This window comes from Rhizobium sp. CSW-27 (assembly GCF_018760785.1).
Classification (GTDB): Bacteria; Pseudomonadota; Alphaproteobacteria; order Rhizobiales; family Rhizobiaceae; genus Neorhizobium.
The window spans coordinates 47089-62657 of sequence record NZ_JAHHZO010000005.1; the positions used below are offsets into that span (position 1 = coordinate 47089).

11 protein-coding genes are annotated in these 15569 nt (G+C 65.6%); 4 read left to right on the forward strand and 7 right to left on the reverse strand.

Going from position 1 to position 15569, the window contains the following annotated elements:
• Window positions 1-86: 86 nt before the first annotated feature.
• Together KLP42_RS11630 and pbpC are read left to right on the forward strand one after the other, a co-directional pair.
• Complete coding sequence (locus KLP42_RS11630) at window positions 87-5543, forward strand: alpha-2-macroglobulin family protein (RefSeq protein WP_215567161.1); 5457 nt, start codon at window positions 87-89, stop codon at window positions 5541-5543.
• A gap of 6 nt (window positions 5544-5549) precedes the next feature.
• The gene (gene pbpC, locus KLP42_RS11635; RefSeq protein ID WP_215566863.1) at window positions 5550-7634 is read left to right on the forward strand and encodes a penicillin-binding protein 1C; all 2085 of its coding nucleotides are present in this window, start codon (window positions 5550-5552) and stop codon (window positions 7632-7634) included.
• 3 nt (window positions 7635-7637) lie between these two features.
• Here the strand turns inward: pbpC and KLP42_RS11640 are convergent, their stop codons facing one another.
• Together KLP42_RS11640 and cobA are read right to left on the reverse strand one after the other, a co-directional pair.
• Entirely contained in the window at window positions 7638-8954 is a 1317-nt protein-coding gene (locus tag KLP42_RS11640) for a cobyrinic acid a,c-diamide synthase CobB (protein WP_215566865.1), read from the reverse strand.
• Complete coding sequence (cobA, locus tag KLP42_RS11645) at window positions 8951-9742, reverse strand: uroporphyrinogen-III C-methyltransferase (RefSeq protein ID WP_215566867.1); 792 nt, start codon at window positions 9740-9742, stop codon at window positions 8951-8953. The genes KLP42_RS11640 and cobA overlap by 4 nt, the downstream gene beginning before the upstream one ends.
• A 53-nt stretch (window positions 9743-9795) precedes the next feature.
• On the opposite strand from cobA, the gene KLP42_RS11650 reads away from it, so the two are divergent.
• The gene (locus tag KLP42_RS11650; RefSeq protein WP_215567162.1) at window positions 9796-10941 is read left to right on the forward strand and encodes a cobalt-precorrin-5B (C(1))-methyltransferase; all 1146 of its coding nucleotides are present in this window, start codon (window positions 9796-9798) and stop codon (window positions 10939-10941) included.
• Here KLP42_RS11650 and cobM read toward each other — a convergent pair.
• The 3 genes from cobM to cbiE are packed head-to-tail and all read right to left on the reverse strand — an operon-like array spanning window position 10896 to window position 13316.
• Complete coding sequence (gene cobM, locus KLP42_RS11655) at window positions 10896-11669, reverse strand: precorrin-4 C(11)-methyltransferase (protein WP_215566869.1); 774 nt, start codon at window positions 11667-11669, stop codon at window positions 10896-10898. The two genes, KLP42_RS11650 and cobM, sit on opposite strands and share 46 nt — an antisense overlap.
• Window positions 11666-12064: a cobalamin biosynthesis protein gene (locus KLP42_RS11660; RefSeq protein ID WP_215566871.1), complete on the reverse strand. Its 399-nt coding sequence runs from the start codon at window positions 12062-12064 to the stop codon at window positions 11666-11668. The genes cobM and KLP42_RS11660 overlap by 4 nt, the downstream gene beginning before the upstream one ends.
• A gap of 4 nt (window positions 12065-12068) precedes the next feature.
• Entirely contained in the window at window positions 12069-13316 is a 1248-nt protein-coding gene (gene cbiE / locus KLP42_RS11665; protein WP_215566873.1) for a precorrin-6y C5,15-methyltransferase (decarboxylating) subunit CbiE, read from the reverse strand.
• Between the two features lies 1 nt (window position 13317).
• Between cbiE and KLP42_RS11670 the strand changes: the two genes are divergently transcribed.
• Window positions 13318-14094, forward strand: a complete 777-nt coding sequence (locus KLP42_RS11670) for a cobalt-precorrin-6A reductase (RefSeq protein ID WP_215566875.1) — start codon at window positions 13318-13320, stop codon at window positions 14092-14094.
• On the opposite strand, the gene KLP42_RS11675 is transcribed toward KLP42_RS11670, so the two are convergent.
• Together KLP42_RS11675 and KLP42_RS11680 are read right to left on the reverse strand one after the other, a co-directional pair.
• Window positions 14049-14822, reverse strand: a complete 774-nt coding sequence (locus tag KLP42_RS11675) for a precorrin-3B C(17)-methyltransferase (protein ID WP_215566877.1) — start codon at window positions 14820-14822, stop codon at window positions 14049-14051. The genes KLP42_RS11670 and KLP42_RS11675 overlap by 46 nt on opposite strands.
• The gene (locus tag KLP42_RS11680; protein ID WP_215567163.1) at window positions 14819-15565 is read right to left on the reverse strand and encodes a precorrin-2 C(20)-methyltransferase; all 747 of its coding nucleotides are present in this window, start codon (window positions 15563-15565) and stop codon (window positions 14819-14821) included. Before KLP42_RS11680 ends, KLP42_RS11675 begins: the two co-directional genes overlap by 4 nt.
• Window positions 15566-15569: the final 4 nt, after the last annotated feature.

Consider the following 15569-nt stretch of genomic DNA (forward strand, 5'->3'; position numbering starts at 1 on the left):
GGCAGAGCGCGGTCGCCCGCATTGACAAGCAAGTTCTAACTCAACAAGACTCCGCCCATCCGATCGCCAGCTTCCGGGGGGACATGATGTCGAGACGCGTATGGCTTGGGCTATCCCTTTTGCTCTCGGTTCTGCCGCTTGGGCAAGCGGCGACGGCCGCACCGGTCGAACGGAGCATCGAGCGGAGCGAGGACAGCGACTATCCGGGCTTCGATCTGCGCACGGTGAAGAATGTCGGGATCGATCAGTGCGAGAAGGCTTGCCTTGATGACCGGACCTGCCGCGCCTTCACCTATAACGTGAAGGCGAAATGGTGCTTCCTCAAATCCGATTACGGCCAGATCAACAGCTTTGCCGGCGCCGTGGCCGGCCGGCTGGTTACCGCTTCGGCGGAGCCGGATCTCGGAGCGCCGCCGCGCCTGCCCTTCGTCTCCGCCGCGCTCGGCAAACAGGCGGATGATCTCTCCAACGGGATCGAGATGCCGGCGGACCTTGCAGGTCAGGGGCTGGAAAGCCTGAAGGCTCTCGCCCAGCTGGAACTGGTGAATGGCGACGCGCCGGCCGCGCTGGCGGCTCTTGCTGCCGCCCTGTCGATCGCGCCGGACGATGCCGGCCTGTGGCTGGAAATGGCGCGCGGCGCGGCAACGGTGCGCGGCGATGCTGACATGACAGGCAAGACCCTGCTTGCCGCCATCAATGCCTATGATCTGTCGCGCACTGCCGCGGTCCGGGCCGAGGCGCTGGCGCTGATGGGGCTTGCCTTCGAAGCACAGGAAAACCACCGTGCCGCGATAGACGCGCTGAAGGAAAGTCTCGATCTCGTCGCCGCGCGCAGCGTGCAGGCCCGCTACAATGATCTGAAGGCCCGCTGGGGCTTTCGCGTGGTGGACCATTCCATCGATGCGGATGCGGCAAGCCCGCGCGCCTGCGTGCAGTTTTCCGAGAAGCTGCAGACCTTCGGCACGGATTATGCGCAGTTCGTGACGCTGAACGGTGCGGCACCGAAGGCGGTGGAGGCCAAGGGCCAGCAGATCTGCGTGGAGGGCCTCGCTCATGGCGCCCGCTACAGGCTGTCGCTGCGGCGCGGCCTGCCCTCCTCCATCGGCGAGGAGCTGCAGGCAGCCGTCGATCTCGACCTCTATGTCAAGGATCGCGCCCCCTCGGTGCGCTTTACCGGTGACAGTTTCGTTCTGCCATCCACGGCGCGCCGCGGCATTCCGCTCGTTTCCGTCAACACCACCAGCGCCAACCTGAAACTCTACCGGATCGGCGACCGCAACATTGCGCCGCTGCTCGCAAACTCGCAGTTCCTGACGCAGATGAGCGGCTATGGCGCCGATCGCATCCGCGAGGAAAATGGCGAACTGGTCTGGCAGGGCTCGATCGACATTGCCCAGGATGTCAACAAGGACGTGGTGACGAGCTTTCCCGTCGACGAGGCGCTGCCGGAGCGCAAGCCCGGCGTTTACGTGCTGACGGCAACCGCCGGTACCGTTGCACCCAACGAATGGGACGATCAGGCGACGCAGTGGTTCGTCGTGTCCGATCTCGGCCTCTCCACCTATGCCGGCACGGACGGCCTGCATGTCTTTGTCCGCTCGCTGGCAACTGCGCAGCCGGCTGCCGGTGTCGATCTGCAACTGCTCGCCAGAAACAACGAGGTGCTGGGCACCGCCAGGACCGATGCGGATGGCCGTGCCACCTTCAGCGCCGGGCTCATCCGCGGAACGGCCGCCACGGTGCCGGCGGTGCTGATGGCATCGAAGGACGGTGCGGATTTCGTCTTCCTCGACATGACGCGCGCCGGCTTCGACCTCTCCGACCGCGGCGTGACAGGTCGGCCGGCGCCGGGCGCGATCGATGTCTACGCCTGGACGGAACGCGGGATCTATCGTCCGGGTGAGACGGTTCATGCGGCGCTGTTGGCGCGTGATACCGAAGCTCAGGCGATCGACACGCTGCCGCTGACCTTCGTTTTCCTGCGCCCGGACGGCGTGGAGGATCGGCGCATGACCGGCAGTGGCACGCTCGGCGGTTATGCCGTCGACTTGCCGACGCTGGCAACCGCGATGCGCGGCACCTGGACGCTGCAGGTGTTTACCGATCCCAAGGGCACGCCGATTGCGGAAAAGCGGTTCCTGATCGACGATTTCGTGCCGGACCGCATCGAATTCGATCTCATCGGCAGCGTCAGCGAGATCGTGCTGGGCGAAGAGGTGCCGGTCAGCGTCAATGGACGTTATCTCTACGGCGCCCCGGCGGCCGGTCTTTCGCTGGAGGGCGAGATCGTTCTGCGCCACACCCGCGAGCGCGAGGCCTACAAGGGTTACTTCTTCGGCCTTGCGGATGAGGAGGCGAGCGAAGCGGAGCGCCTGCCGCTCGAGGATCTCGGGGTGCTGGACGAGGAGGGCAAGACAAGCTTCGATGCCGGCCTGACCGAACTTGCCTATACGACGCAGCTGACGGATGCCGATATCGTGGTGCGCCTGAAGGAAGGCGGCGGGCGTGCCGTGGAGCGCAAACTGACACTGCCGGTGCGCGCCGATGGCGACCGGATCGGCATCAAGCCCGAATTTTCCGGCGATCTGGCCGAAAATGCGGTCGCCAATTTCAACGTGATCATGATCGGCGATGACGGTGCCCGCAAGGCAGCCGGCGATCTGCGCTGGAAACTCGTGAAGATCGAACGGGATTACCAGTGGTATCGCGAGGGCAGTTCCTGGCGCTACGAGGCCGTCAACCGCACCCGCCAGGTGGCGGATGGCAAGGTGTCTGCCGATGCCGCCAATGGCGGGCGCGTTTCCGTGCCGGTCCAATGGGGCCGCTACCGGCTGGAGGTGGAGACGGCCTCCGCCGATGGCCCGGCTAGCAGCGTGGAGTTCGATGCCGGCTGGTTCGTCACCGCAAGTTCCACCGAGACGCCGGATGCGCTGGAAGTCGCGCTCGACAAACCGAGCTACACGGTGGGCGAGACGGCGAAGCTCAAAGTCTCGTCGCGTTATGCCGGCCAGCTGATGGTGACGAGTGGTGCCGAGACGCTGATCTCCGTGCAGAACGTTGCAATCGGCGAAAAAGGCGGCGAAGTGTCGATCCCGGTGACGGAAGCCTTCGGTGCCGGGGCCTATGTCACGGCGACGCTCTATCGACCCGGCAATGCGCAGGAAAGCCGCATGCCGATGCGGGCGATCGGCATTAGCTGGCTGAAGGTCGATCCTGAGACCCGTGATCTGACGGTATCGCTGACGGCGCCGGACAAGACCTTGCCGCGAAAGCCGCTTCCCATCGAGGTGCAGGTGGCCGGCGCCGGGATTGGTGAAGAGGCCTATGTGACGGTTGCCGCCGTGGATGTCGGCATCCTGAACCTCACCCGCTACGAACCGCCGGCGCCGGACAACTGGTATTTTGGCCAGCGGCGCTTAGGCCTGGAAATCCGCGATATCTATGGCCGCCTGATCGACGGCTCGTTGGGAGCCACCGGGCGGCTTCGCACCGGCGGCGATGGCGGCAGTGCTGCGCTGCAGGGCAGCCCGCCCAAGGAAAAGCTCGTCGCCTTCTTCTCCGGCATCGTCAAGCTGGATGCTACCGGCAAGGCGCAGGTCTCCTTCGATATTCCGCAGTTCAACGGCACGGCGCGTGTGATGGCGGTTGCCTGGAGCAAAAGCGGTGTCGGCCATGGCACGAAGGATGTGGTGATCCGCGATCCGGTGGTGCTGACCGCCAGCCTGCCGCGTTTCCTGGCGCCCGGCGATGAAGCGAGCCTTCGCCTTGACATTGCCAATACCGATGCGCCGGCGGGCGATTACCAGCTGAACATTGCCACCAATGCGATGATCGCCACCGATGCGGCGCGCGCAAGCCGCACCATCCGGCTGGAGGCGGGCGGTAAACAGAGCCTGCGCCTGCCGCTGAAGGGCATGCGGACCGGTGATGGCGAGGTGACCCTGACGCTTGCCGGCAACGGGCTCTCCGCGATGGAGCAGGTGCTCTACGTTCCGGTTCGTCCCGCCGTTCTGCCGGTGACCGAACGGCGCGTGATCGCGCTGGCACCGGGCCAGAGCCTGACGGTGGATGGCAATCTTCTCGCGGATGCGCAGCTTGCGGGTGCTTCCGTTGCCCTCAGCGTGACCCGTGCTGCCGATTTCGATGTGCCGGCGCTTTTGATGGCACTCGACCGGTACCCGTATGGCTGCGCCGAGCAGACGACGAGCCGCGCTCTGCCGCTGCTTTATCTGTCGCAGCTTTCGAAGGAGAATGGGCTCGCCGATGACGCTGAGATCAAGAAGCGTGTCCAGGATGCGATCTATCGTGTGCTGTCTTACCAGTCCTCCTCCGGCAGTTTCGGCCTTTGGAGTCCGGGTTATGGCGACAAGTGGCTCGATGCCTATGTCTCCGACTTCCTGACGCGCGCCCGCGAGCAAGGGTATGACGTGCCGGAACAGGCGCTGGTGCAGGCGCTGAACAATCTGCAGAACGCGCTTGCCTATGATGTCAACGTGCAGGATCAGGGCAGCCAGATCGCCTATGCGCTCTACGTTCTGGCGCGCAACCGCAAGGCCTCGATCAGCGATCTGCGCTATTATGCCGATACGATGCTCTCAGACTTCCCGACGCCGCTGTCCAAGGCCCATCTCGGCGCAGCGCTGGCGCTGTATGGTGATGCCCAGCGTTCCAAGACGGTGTTCAACGCGGCGCTGCAGATGACCGAGCAATCGGTGGTGCAGCCGGTCAGCCTGTCGCGGTCTGATTATGGTTCGCTGCTGCGCGATGGGGCGGCGGTGCTGGCGCTTGCCGCCGAAAGCCGGCCGGTGCCGGCGATCGTGCCGCAGCTCTCGCCGGTGGTGGCGAAGGCGTGGCGCAACAAGAAATATACGAGCACGCAGGAACAGGCCTGGATGCTGCTCGCGGCGCGCGCGCTGCAGCAGGGGGATGAGAGCCTGAAGGTGGAGGTGAACGGTGCGCCGCAGGCCGGCCGTTATGCGAGCCGCATGACGGGCGATGCCCTGTTGCAGAAACCGGTGACGCTGACGAACCGTTCGAATGATCCCGTTTCCGCGGTGGTGACCACGGTTGCGGCGCCCACGACACCGCTTGCCGCTGGCGGCGACGGTTTTGCCATCACGCGTGCCTATTACACGATGGACGGCGAGGAAGTCAGCGTCAGCGAGGTTCAGCAGAACGAGCGCTACGTGGTGGTGCTGACGATCAACGAAAGCAATGACTGGGCCTCGCGCATTCTGGTTCAGGATCTTCTGCCGGCCGGTTTCGAGATCGACAACCCGAACCTCGTCAACAGTGCCGAACTCTCCAACTTCGAATGGATTGGCGAGGTGCAGGCGGCGCATACGGAATTCCGCAACGACCGGTTCGTGGCGGCCTTCGACCGTAATGCCGGCGACAATCGCGAATTCTCCTTCGCTTATGTCGTGCGGGCGGTGACCCCTGGTACCTATGACCATCCGGCGGCTTACGTGGAGGACATGTATCGCCCGCAATTGTCGGCCCGCACGGCGACCGGGCGCATGCAGGTGCGCGAGGCGCAGTAAGGGGCGATGCGGATCTGGCTGAAAGGGCTGATCGGGCTTGGCGGCGTGGCGATCCTTGCAACCGCCGGTTTGTTTGCCCTTGATGCCGCCGACCGGGCCTTTCCGCCGCCTCTGGCACTGGCCTCTCAGGTCTCTGCAGAGGTCTTCGATGCGGAGGGGCGATTGCTGCGCGCCTTTGCCACGAAGGATGGGTTCTGGCGGCTGAAGACCGGTGCCGCCGATGTCGATCCGCAATTCCTGCGGATGCTGATCGCCTACGAAGACCGACGCTTTTATGTGCATAACGGGGTTGATCCGCAGGCGGTGTTGCGGGCGGCCTATCAGTTCGTAACCCATGGCCGGATCGTCTCCGGCGCCTCGACGCTCTCCATGCAGGTGGCGCGGCTGATCGAACCGCGCGACAGCCGCTCGGTTCTGGCCAAACTGAAACAGATGGCGCGTGCCCTGCAGATCGAGCGGCGGCTATCAAAGGCGGAAATCCTCGATCTCTACCTGACGCTGGCGCCCTATGGCGGCAATCTGGAAGGAGTCAGGGCGGCAAGTCTTGCTTATTTCGGCAAGGAACCGAAACGGCTCTCGGTGGCGGAGGCGGCACTGCTGGTCGCCCTGCCACAATCGCCGGAAGCCCGGCGGCCGGATCGTTTTCCCGAGGTGGCACGCGCGGCCCGGCAGCGGGTGCTGAGCCGCGAACAGGTGTCTGCGGCGGTGGGCGAAGGCGAGGTGGAGCGGGCGGCGCTCGTTTCCGTGCCGCGGGAGCGGCGGCAATTGCCCGCACTCGCCGCCCATCTGGCAGAAGCCGCGTTGCGCAAGGCGCCCACTGACATCCGGCATGTAACAACGCTCCGAAAGCCGATCCAGGAAGGGCTGGAATCGGTCGCCACATCGGTCGTGTCCAGCCTGCCGCCGAAAACATCGCTGGCGATGATCATGGCGGATTCCGCCACCGGTGAAATCGTCGGCGCAGTCGGGTCGGCTGACTATTTCGATGCCACCCGCTCCGGCTGGATCGACATGACGCGGGTGCCACGCTCGCCCGGTTCGACGCTGAAACCCTTCATCTACGGCCTTGCCTTCGAGGATGGGCTGGTGGCGCAGGAGACCATTATCGAGGATCGGCCATCCGATTTCTCCGGTTACCGCCCGCGCAATTTCGACATGAGTTATCAGGGCGATGTGAGCGTCCGGCAGGCGCTGCAATTGTCGCTGAATGTGCCGGCGGTCCGGTTGCTGGAGGGCGTCGGTCCCGCGAAGCTGCTGGTGCGTTTCCGCCGCGCGGAGGTGAAACCCCTTCTCCCGGCCGGCGAGGCGCCGGGTCTGGCGATCGGGCTTGGCGGGGTGGGGCTGACGCTGAAGGATCTTGTGCAGCTTTACGCGGGCCTTGCCAATCAGGGCTGGCCGGTGCTGCTGGGGGATGGCGTGCACGAGATGCCGAGCCGCGAGCCGGCACAGCCGCTGCTCGATCCCGTCGCCGTCTGGAACGTCACGGATGTGCTCTCCGATGTGCTGCCGCCGCAGGGCGCGCGCAAGCTCGGCATCGCCTACAAGACCGGCACGAGCTATGGCTATCGCGATGCCTGGTCGGTTGGCTATGACGGACGCTATGTCCTCGGTGTCTGGGTCGGCCGGCCGGACAATGGCGCGGTGCCGGGCATCACCGGTTATGGCACGGCGGCACCCATCCTGTTCGAGGCCTTTTCCCGCTCCGGCGTGGCTGTCAGCCCGCACCCCTCTGCACCGCCCGGTGCGCAGCGGCTGGCACTTTCCGACCTGCCGATCGGCCAGCGGCGTTATGCCGTCACCTCGACTGGTCTGGTGCGTTCATCGACGCGTGAACCGGCGCCACAGATCGTCTATCCGCCGGAAGGGGCGCGGGTGGATCTCGGCGCGCGCGCCGGCGCGGAGATCTCGCCGCTGGTGCTGAAACTGCAGGGCGGGCGCGCGCCCTTCCGCTGGCTTGCCAATGGCAAACCTCTGCCGGATCTCTCCCGCAAACGCATTTCCGAATGGGTGCCGGATGGCGCCGGTTATTCGACGCTGACGGTGATCGATGCCGTGGGGCGGGCGGCGACCGTCCGGGTCTTCGTCGAGTGAGGTTCAGCCGGTGACGCGGGCAATGGCATGGAAGAACGTCCCGGTGACGAGGCCGCGCCTGCCGCCGGATCGGCCGATCGGCGTGCCGGTGCCATCGGCAATTTCGGCAAAGGCCTCGTCATGGCCCGCATCCGTCACCCGCGCGTAATGGAATTCGTGGCCGCGGATCACGTCGCCTGTTCTGCCCATCGACCCGTCGGAGAGGAGCCGGGCCTGGCGATAACCGAGATTCATCTTGCGGGTGGCGAAACTGGTGGAATGCGAGAGAAGACCGGTCATCGCATGGCGGTTCCCCTCGGCATCCTCCAGGCTTTCGCCCAGCACCATGTAACCGCCGCACTCGCCATGCACCGGCCGCGCTTCGGCAAACCGGGCCAAGCCGTTGCGGAAACGGTCTGCGGCGGCAAGTGTTGCGGCAAACAGTTCCGGGTAACCGCCGGGAAGCCAGCAGGCATCGCAGGCGTTTGGCGGTGCCTCGTTGGCGAGCGGCGAAAAGGGCACGAGTTCGGCCCCCATCGAGCGCCAGTGGCGGCCGAGATGCGGATAAAGGAAGGTGAAGGCGGCATCGGAGGCAATGGCGATGCGCTGGCCGGGTGGCGGCAGATGGGCTGCCGTCGAGCCCGCCTGCGGCGCAATCTCCGTTGCCAGCGAGAGGATGGCATCGAGATCCAGCGAGGTCTCCATTACATCGGCCAGACGGTCGATATGGTTTTGGATCGCCGGATGTTCGCTCGCCTGCACCAGGCCCAGATGCCGTTCTGGCAATGACAGTTCGCCATTGCGCAGGACGGCGCCGACAACGTCCAGGCCTGCCGCTTCGATCGCCGCCTTCGACAGCCGCACATGCCGTTCGCTGCCGGCGCGGTTCAGCACGACGCCCGCCATGCGGACGGCCGGATCATAATGCCGGAAACCGACCGCGACCGCGGCTGCCGTCTGGCTCTGGCCGGAGACGTCGAGCACCAGCAGCACCGGAATGCCAAGCAGCCGGGACAGATCGGCCGCCGATCCGGTGCGGCCCTCGCCGCCCGAAATCCCATCGAACAGGCCCATGGCGCTTTCGATGATGAGCAGATCTGTGCCATCCGCCGCTTCGGCCAGAAGATGCTGGACCAGGTCCGGCTGCATGGCCCAGCTGTCGAGGTTCAGGCCCTCGATGCCGGTGGCGGCGTGATGAAAGCCGGGATCGATGTAATCCGGGCCGGACTTGATGCCGCGCACCTTCATTCCTCGTCGGGCGAACGCGCGTAAGAGGCCGATGGTGACGCTGGTCTTGCCAGAGCCGGAGCGCGGCGCGCCGATGATCAGAGCTTTTGTCATCCGGCCGCCTCCTGTGGGACGAGCAGCCCGCGCATGCGCACGATCTCGCCGATGATGATGAGGGCAGGAGCGGCAAAACCCTGCCGTTCGGCTTCCGTGGCAAGCGTGCCGAGCGTCGCCGTCATCAGCCGTTCCTCTTTCGTGGTTGCCGCCATGATGATCGCCGCCGGCGTTTCCGCCGCACGACCACCCTCGATCAGCAGCCTTGTGATGGTGGCGAGGTTCTTCAGGCCCATATAAACGACGATCGGTTCCCCGGTGCTCGCCAGCGCGGCCCAATCGAGATCGTCCGCTTCGCCGGCGGCATGGCCGGTTGCCAGCGTGATCGCCTTGCTCAAACCGCGCATGGTGGCCGGAATGCGAGTGGAGGCAAGGGCTGCCAGTGAAGAAGTCATGCCGGGCAGGATACGGAACGGGATGCCGGCGTTTGCAAGCGCTTCCGCTTCCTCGCCGCCTCGGCCGAAGATGAAGGGATCACCACCCTTCAGGCGCAGCACGCGTTTGCCCTGCCGCGCCAGGCGAATGAGGGAGAGCGTGATGTCTTCCTGCGCGGTAGACGGCTTGCCGCCGCGCTTTCCGGCATAGATCACCTCTGCCTGAGGCGCGAAACTCAGCACCTCGTCGGAGACCAGCGCGTCATGCACCAGGATATCGGCCTTGCCGAGCGCATCGAGCACTTCCAGCGTCAGGTAACGCGGGTCGCCGGGACCGGCGCCGGCCAGCCACACATGGCCCGGATGAAAGGCGGGCAGGCGTTCAGCCAGAAGTTCGAAGGCAGGGTTTGTCATGCGGATGCCTTTTGCCGATGACGCAAGACCGTGTCACCGGTATAGAAACGCGTATGGAAGTGGAAATCGGAAACGAGACGGCAAAAGACCTGCGCCGCGGCTGGACCACCGGCACCTGTGCGGCGGCGGCGGCCAAGGCCGCCTGCCTGGCGCTCACCGGTTACGGCTTTCCCGATCTCGTCGAGGTGACGCTGCCCGGCGGCCAGCGGCCGGGTTTTGTTCTGGCGCTGGAGGAACAGGGGGAGGGCTTTGCCCGCGCCGGGATCGTCAAGGATGCCGGTGATGATCCGGATGTCACGCACGGCGCGCTGGTCATCGCCACGCTGCGGCCTAGTCCTTCCGGTTCCGGCATCCGATTTTTCGCCGGCACAGGTGTCGGCATGGTGACCCGCCCCGGACTTCCCATTGCCCCGGGCGAACCTGCCATCAACCCGGTTCCCCGCCAGATGATTGCGCAGGCGATCACCGAGGTGGCGGGCGAGCGCGCGGATTTCGACGTCGAGATCTCCATTCCGGGAGGCGAGGCGCTGGCGCAGAAGACGCTCAACCCGCGTCTCGGCATTGTCGGCGGCCTGTCGGTGCTCGGCACGACGGGCATTGTCATCCCGTTCTCCTGCTCGGCCTGGATCCATTCCATCTGGCGCGGCATCGATGTGGCGCGCGCGGAAGGGCTCGACCATGTCGCCGGTTCCACCGGCATGACGACGGAGAAGGCCGTGCAGGCGCATCACGGCCTGCCGGAGACTGCGCTGCTCGACATGGGCGATTTCGTCGGCGGCATGCTGAAATATCTGCGCAAGCATCCCGTTCCGAAGGTCACGGTGGCCGGTGGTGTCGCCAAGATCACCAAGCTGTCGCAGGGCATGCTGGATGTACATTCCAAACGTGGCCTCGCGGATCTGGAGGCGCTGGCCGCCGTCGCGCGCGAGATTGGTGCAAGCGACGGCCTGATCGGTGCGATCGTTCAGGCGAACACGGTGGCGCAGGCCTTCCAGCTGGCAGAGGGCGAGGGGCTGGAGCTTGGCAACCACATCGCGGCGCGCGCCTGGCAGACGGCGGCGGCTGCCTTGCGCAACGAGGCGATCGCGCTCGAGATCCTGATCTTCGACCGCGAGGGCAGACTGGTTGGCGAAGCGCCTTTCACCCCCTCGCATCATGCCTCGTCCTTCTCCTTGGGCGAGCGGAAGCGGCGCACATAATCCGTGCTGTAGAGCGCGCTTTCGCGAAAATCCTCGGCCTTGAGACCGGGACCGACAAAGATCAGCGCGGTGCGCTCGATCGGTTCGGCGGCCACCTCAGCGCCGATGGTGGAGAGCGTGCCGCGCAGGATCTTTTCATCCGGCCAGCTGGCCTTCACGACAATCGCGACGGGGCAGTCGGCGCCGTAATGCGGCGTCAGATCCGCAACGATCTTGTCCAGCGCGTGGATGGCGAGATGGATGGCGAGTGTCGCACCGGTTGCCGCGAAATTCTGCAGCGTCTCCCGCTCCGGCATTTTCGAGGCACGGCCGGAGACGCGAGTCAGGATCAGGCTTTGCGCCACTTCCGGGATCGTCAGTTCGCGCTTCAGCGCCGCCGCCGCCGCCGCAAAGGAGGGCACGCCGGGAGTCAGCGTATAATCGATGCCAAGGCGATCGAGCCGACGCATCTGTTCGGCGACCGCGCTCCAGACGGAAAGATCGCCGGAATGCAGGCGGGCGATGTCTTGCCCTGCTTCGTGTGCGCGCAGATATTCGACCTCGATCTCATCGAGGGAGAGCGAGGCCGTGTCGACGATGCGTGCATCTGCCGGGCAATAGTCCAGCAATTCGCGCGGCACGATGGAGCCGGCAAAGAGGCAGACCGGGCAGCGGGCGATCAGATCGCGCCCGCGCACCGTAATCAGATCGGCGGCACCGGGGCCAGCGCCGATGAAATGAACCGTCATGCGGCGTCCTCGACATGATCTTCAACGACCGCCAGCGCGCAGGTGACGCCCTGCGAGACATGGCGGGGGCCGAGAAGTTTTGCGGAAGCACCGCCTGCGGCCAGGGCTGCCGCTTCGCAGAAGCTGGAGACGCCGGCATGGCCAACACTGTGCGGCGAGACGGTGAGCGTGCGGTCGGAGACAGCCTCCATCTCCGCGTCGGAGAGGATGGCGAGATCGAGACCAAGACGCTTTGCGGCGTCCAGAAGCCCCACCTCATCGGCCTTCAGCGTGCCGGTGGCCAGCTTGGCGGGACGATCTCCCGCCTTGCCGGCGGCGGCGAGGGCCTCTTCAAGCACGGCCATTACGACCTCTGCGCTGGTGCCGCGACGGCATCCGATTCCGGCAATCATCATGGGTTCAATCCTCCGGCTTTCTCATAATCCACTGTGTGACGGGCATGGCCGGGCGCCAGCCAGTCATCCGACCCACCGGTTCGGCGCGGTCAACGGAAAGCCGCGTCAGGCTGCCGCCCCATTGGCTATGGGCGTTCAGCAGAATCTGCTCCATCTCCAGCGTGACGGCATTGGCAACGAGCCGGCCACCGGGTTTCAGCGCTGCCAACGCTGCCTCCAGCACGCCGTCGCCGCTGCCGCCGCCGCCGATGAAGATGGCGTCGGGCTTGGGCAGTCCGGTTAGCGCGTCCGGCGCTTTGCCTTCGATGAGCTGCAGCGCTGGCACGCCGAAGTTTTGCGCATTGCGGCGAATGCGGGCGGCGCGTTCCGGGTGATGTTCGATGGCGATCGCCCACATGGAGGGGTGCGCCAGCATCCATTCGATGCCGATGGAGCCGGAGCCCGCGCCAATATCCCACAACAACTCGCCGCGGCGGGGGGCGAGCGCGGAAAGCGTCACGGCCCGGATCTCGCGTTTGGTGATCTGCCCGTCATGCTCGAAGAGGTCGTCGGGCAGGCCGAAACCGAGCGGCAGCACGCGGGCTGTGATCTCTGCCTGCACCTCAAGGGCCACTACATTCAGTGGATCGACTTGGGAAAGGGAAAAATCGCGGGCCGGCGTTGATCGCGTCTTTTCCCGGGTGGCGCCGAGTGCTTCGAGAACCGTCAGCCGGCTGCTGCCAAAACCGGTCTCCGTCAGAAGCTTTGCCAGTTGCGCCGGCCCGTCGGCATCGGAGGTCAGCGCAATCACCTTGCGGCCCGGATGCAGCAGGGGGCGGATGAGGTCGAGCGCGCGGCCATGCAGCGAGACGGTCTCGATCTCCTGCAGGGCCCAGCCGAGCCGCGAGGCGGCGAGCGAAAAGGCGGAAGGCGCGGGAAAAACGCGATAATCCTGTTTCGACAGCTGGCGCGCCAGCGTCACGCCGACGCCGAAAAAGAACGGGTCGCCGGAAGCCAGAACGCAGACCTTGCGGCCCTTGAGCACTAGGACCGCCTGCATGGCGCTGTCGAAGGGTTGCGGCCAGGGCCTTGACGCGCCCCGGATGGCAGTTCCCGCCAGTTCCAGATGGCGTTTGCCGCCGAAGACGAAGTCTGCCTCGGTAATGGCCTGTCGTGCCAACTCGCCAAGCCCCGCCAAGCCATCTTCGCCGATGCCGACGATGGACAACCAGGGCTGGCCGTTTAGAAGAGGGGTGGATGATTCAGGAGCCATGATGAACGCCTCCATTCTCATTCTGGGCGGTACGACGGAAGCCCGGCAGCTGGCGGAACGTTTGAGCGAAACCGGCCGTTTTCGGCTGGAACTGTCCATGGCCGGTCGCACGAAAGCGCCGGCCCGCCAGCCGGTTCCGGTGCGCATCGGTGGCTTCGGGGGTGCGGAAGGCCTTGGCCGTTACCTGACGGAGCACGGGTTCGACCTGCTGATCGATGCCACGCATCCCTATGCAGCAAAAATCTCCGCCAATGCCGCACGGGCGGCGGACCTCACCGGCATTCCGCTGGTCGCCTTGCGCCGTCCCGGCTGGGAGCGGCAGGCGGGTGACCGCTGGCGGGAGGTGGACAGCGTCGAGGCGGCGGTGGCCGCTCTCGGAGAGCCGTCGCGCCGGGCTTTTCTGGCGCTCGGACGCCAGGAACTGCTGCCCTTCGAGGCGGCGCCGCAGCATGCGTATCTCGTGCGCAGCGTCGATGCCGTCGAACCGCCGCTCGTTCTGCCCACGGTGACCTATCTGACGGCCCGCGGTCCCTTCGAGGAGGCGGATGAACGGGCGCTTCTGACCGGCCACGGCATCGAGGCCATTGTCTGCAAGAATTCCGGCGGTTCGGCAAGCTATGGCAAGATTGCCGCCGCGCGGGCGCTGGGCATCGAAGTCATCATGATCCGCCGCCCGGTTCTGCCGGACGTTCTCGCCTTTCAGACGGTGGATGACCTCGTGTCCCATGTGGATCAGGCCTTTCCACCGAAGGTCTTGCCCCAGGATCGCGGCGAATAAACGAGCGGACGGTTGCCCTCGCGTTCGATCAGCCGCGTTTCCGTCGATCCGACGATGATGCAGGTCGCCATATCGGCCATGTCGGAACGGGCCTCCGATAGCGGCACCACGACGATCTTCTCGTCGGGACGACCGGCGGCGCGGCCAAAAATCACCGGAACCGTGCCCGGCAGATGGGCGCGCAGGATATCGAAGGCCTCTGCCAGCTGGTGGGGCCGGGCCTTGCTGACGGGATTATAGAAAGCCATGACAAAGCCTGCCTCTGCCGCCGCAATCAGCCGCTTTTCAATCACCGCCCAAGGCTTCAGATTGTCGGAGAGCGAGATGGCGCAGAAATCATGCCCCAGCGGTGCACCGGCCTTTGCCGCGACCGACAGCATGGCGGTGACGCCCGGCACGACGGAGAATTCGATCGCGCGCCACTCGGAGGGGCCACTGTCGATTGCCTCACACACGGCAGCCGCCATAGCAAAAACACCGGGATCGCCACCGGAGACGACACAGACCTTCTCCCCAAGCGCGGCAAGCGTCAGGGCGGCACTGGCGCGGGAAAGCTCTTCGCGATTGTCGGAGGCGTGGCGGCGCTGGTCCGGCCTCAGTTCCAGCCGGTCCACATAGGGGCCGTAACCGAAAAAATCGCTGGCTTCCGCAACAGCGGCGAGCGCTTCCGGGGTCACCTGCTGCGGGCTGCCGGGGCCGAGGCCGACAACGGTGAGTTTGCCCGTCATGCCGGCACTCCCTGCGGGCGGCCCTTCCAGCCGGGCACCAGCACCAGCGAAAAGTAAGGGGCGGGCATGGTTTCGTCGCGTTGACACAGCGGCATGGCGTGGCCGGTCGGCATGGTGCCGCGCTCCACATAGATTGCGCCGTCGAGTTTTCCCGTGGCGGCAAGCGCGCGGCGGATCTTTGGCAGGTTGCGGCCAACCTTCATGATCACCGCGCCATCGGTGCCGGCAAGCCGCGCCGTCAGCGCCTCTTCCGGCAATGTGCCGGGCAACACGCTCAGGATATCGTCCCCCTGGACCAGCGGCAGGCCGGCGAGCGACCAGCAGCCGGACATGGCGGTGACGCCCGGAATGACTTCCGCCGGAAAATGCGGCGCAAGCCGCAGGTGCAGGTGCATGTAGGAGCCGTAGAACAGCGGATCGCCTTCGCTCAGAACCGCGACATTGCGTCCGGCCTGAAGGTGAACCGCGATTTCCGCCGCCGACTGATCAAAGAAGCCGTCGATGGCGCGTTTGTAGCTGTCGCTTTCCTTGTCCTCCTCCACCGTCACCGGATAGACGAGCGGCAGTTCGAGGATATCGGCCCGAACATGGGCCTCGACGATGGTACGGCCATTGCCGCGGGCACCGCGCTTGGCGAAGAAGGCCAGCACATCGGCGGCATTCAGCGCTTTCACGGCTTTCAGCGTCAAAAGCTCCGGATCACCGGGGCCGGTGCCGACGCCATAGAGCTTGCCGGGGGACATCTCG

Excerpts from the sequence above, each read along its gene's own strand:
- KLP42_RS11660 (WP_215566871.1), bottom strand. The coding sequence starts at position 12,064 with ATGATGATTGCCGGAATCGGATGCCGTCGCGGCACCAGCGCAGAGGTC.
- KLP42_RS11680 (WP_215567163.1), bottom strand. The coding sequence starts at position 15,565 with ATGTCCCCCGGCAAGCTCTATGGCGTCGGCACCGGCCCCGGTGATCCG.
- KLP42_RS11675 (WP_215566877.1), bottom strand. The coding sequence starts at position 14,822 with ATGACGGGCAAACTCACCGTTGTCGGCCTCGGCCCCGGCAGCCCGCAG.
- KLP42_RS11630 (WP_215567161.1), top strand. The coding sequence starts at position 87 with ATGTCGAGACGCGTATGGCTTGGGCTATCCCTTTTGCTCTCGGTTCTG.
- KLP42_RS11670 (WP_215566875.1), top strand. The coding sequence starts at position 13,318 with ATGAACGCCTCCATTCTCATTCTGGGCGGTACGACGGAAGCCCGGCAG.
- cobA (WP_215566867.1), bottom strand. The coding sequence starts at position 9,742 with ATGACAAACCCTGCCTTCGAACTTCTGGCTGAACGCCTGCCCGCCTTT.
- KLP42_RS11640 (WP_215566865.1), bottom strand. The coding sequence starts at position 8,954 with ATGACAAAAGCTCTGATCATCGGCGCGCCGCGCTCCGGCTCTGGCAAG.
- cobM (WP_215566869.1), bottom strand. The coding sequence starts at position 11,669 with ATGACGGTTCATTTCATCGGCGCTGGCCCCGGTGCCGCCGATCTGATT.
- KLP42_RS11650 (WP_215567162.1), top strand. The coding sequence starts at position 9,796 with ATGGAAGTGGAAATCGGAAACGAGACGGCAAAAGACCTGCGCCGCGGC.
- pbpC (WP_215566863.1), top strand. The coding sequence starts at position 5,550 with ATGCGGATCTGGCTGAAAGGGCTGATCGGGCTTGGCGGCGTGGCGATC.
- cbiE (WP_215566873.1), bottom strand. The coding sequence starts at position 13,316 with ATGGCTCCTGAATCATCCACCCCTCTTCTAAACGGCCAGCCCTGGTTG.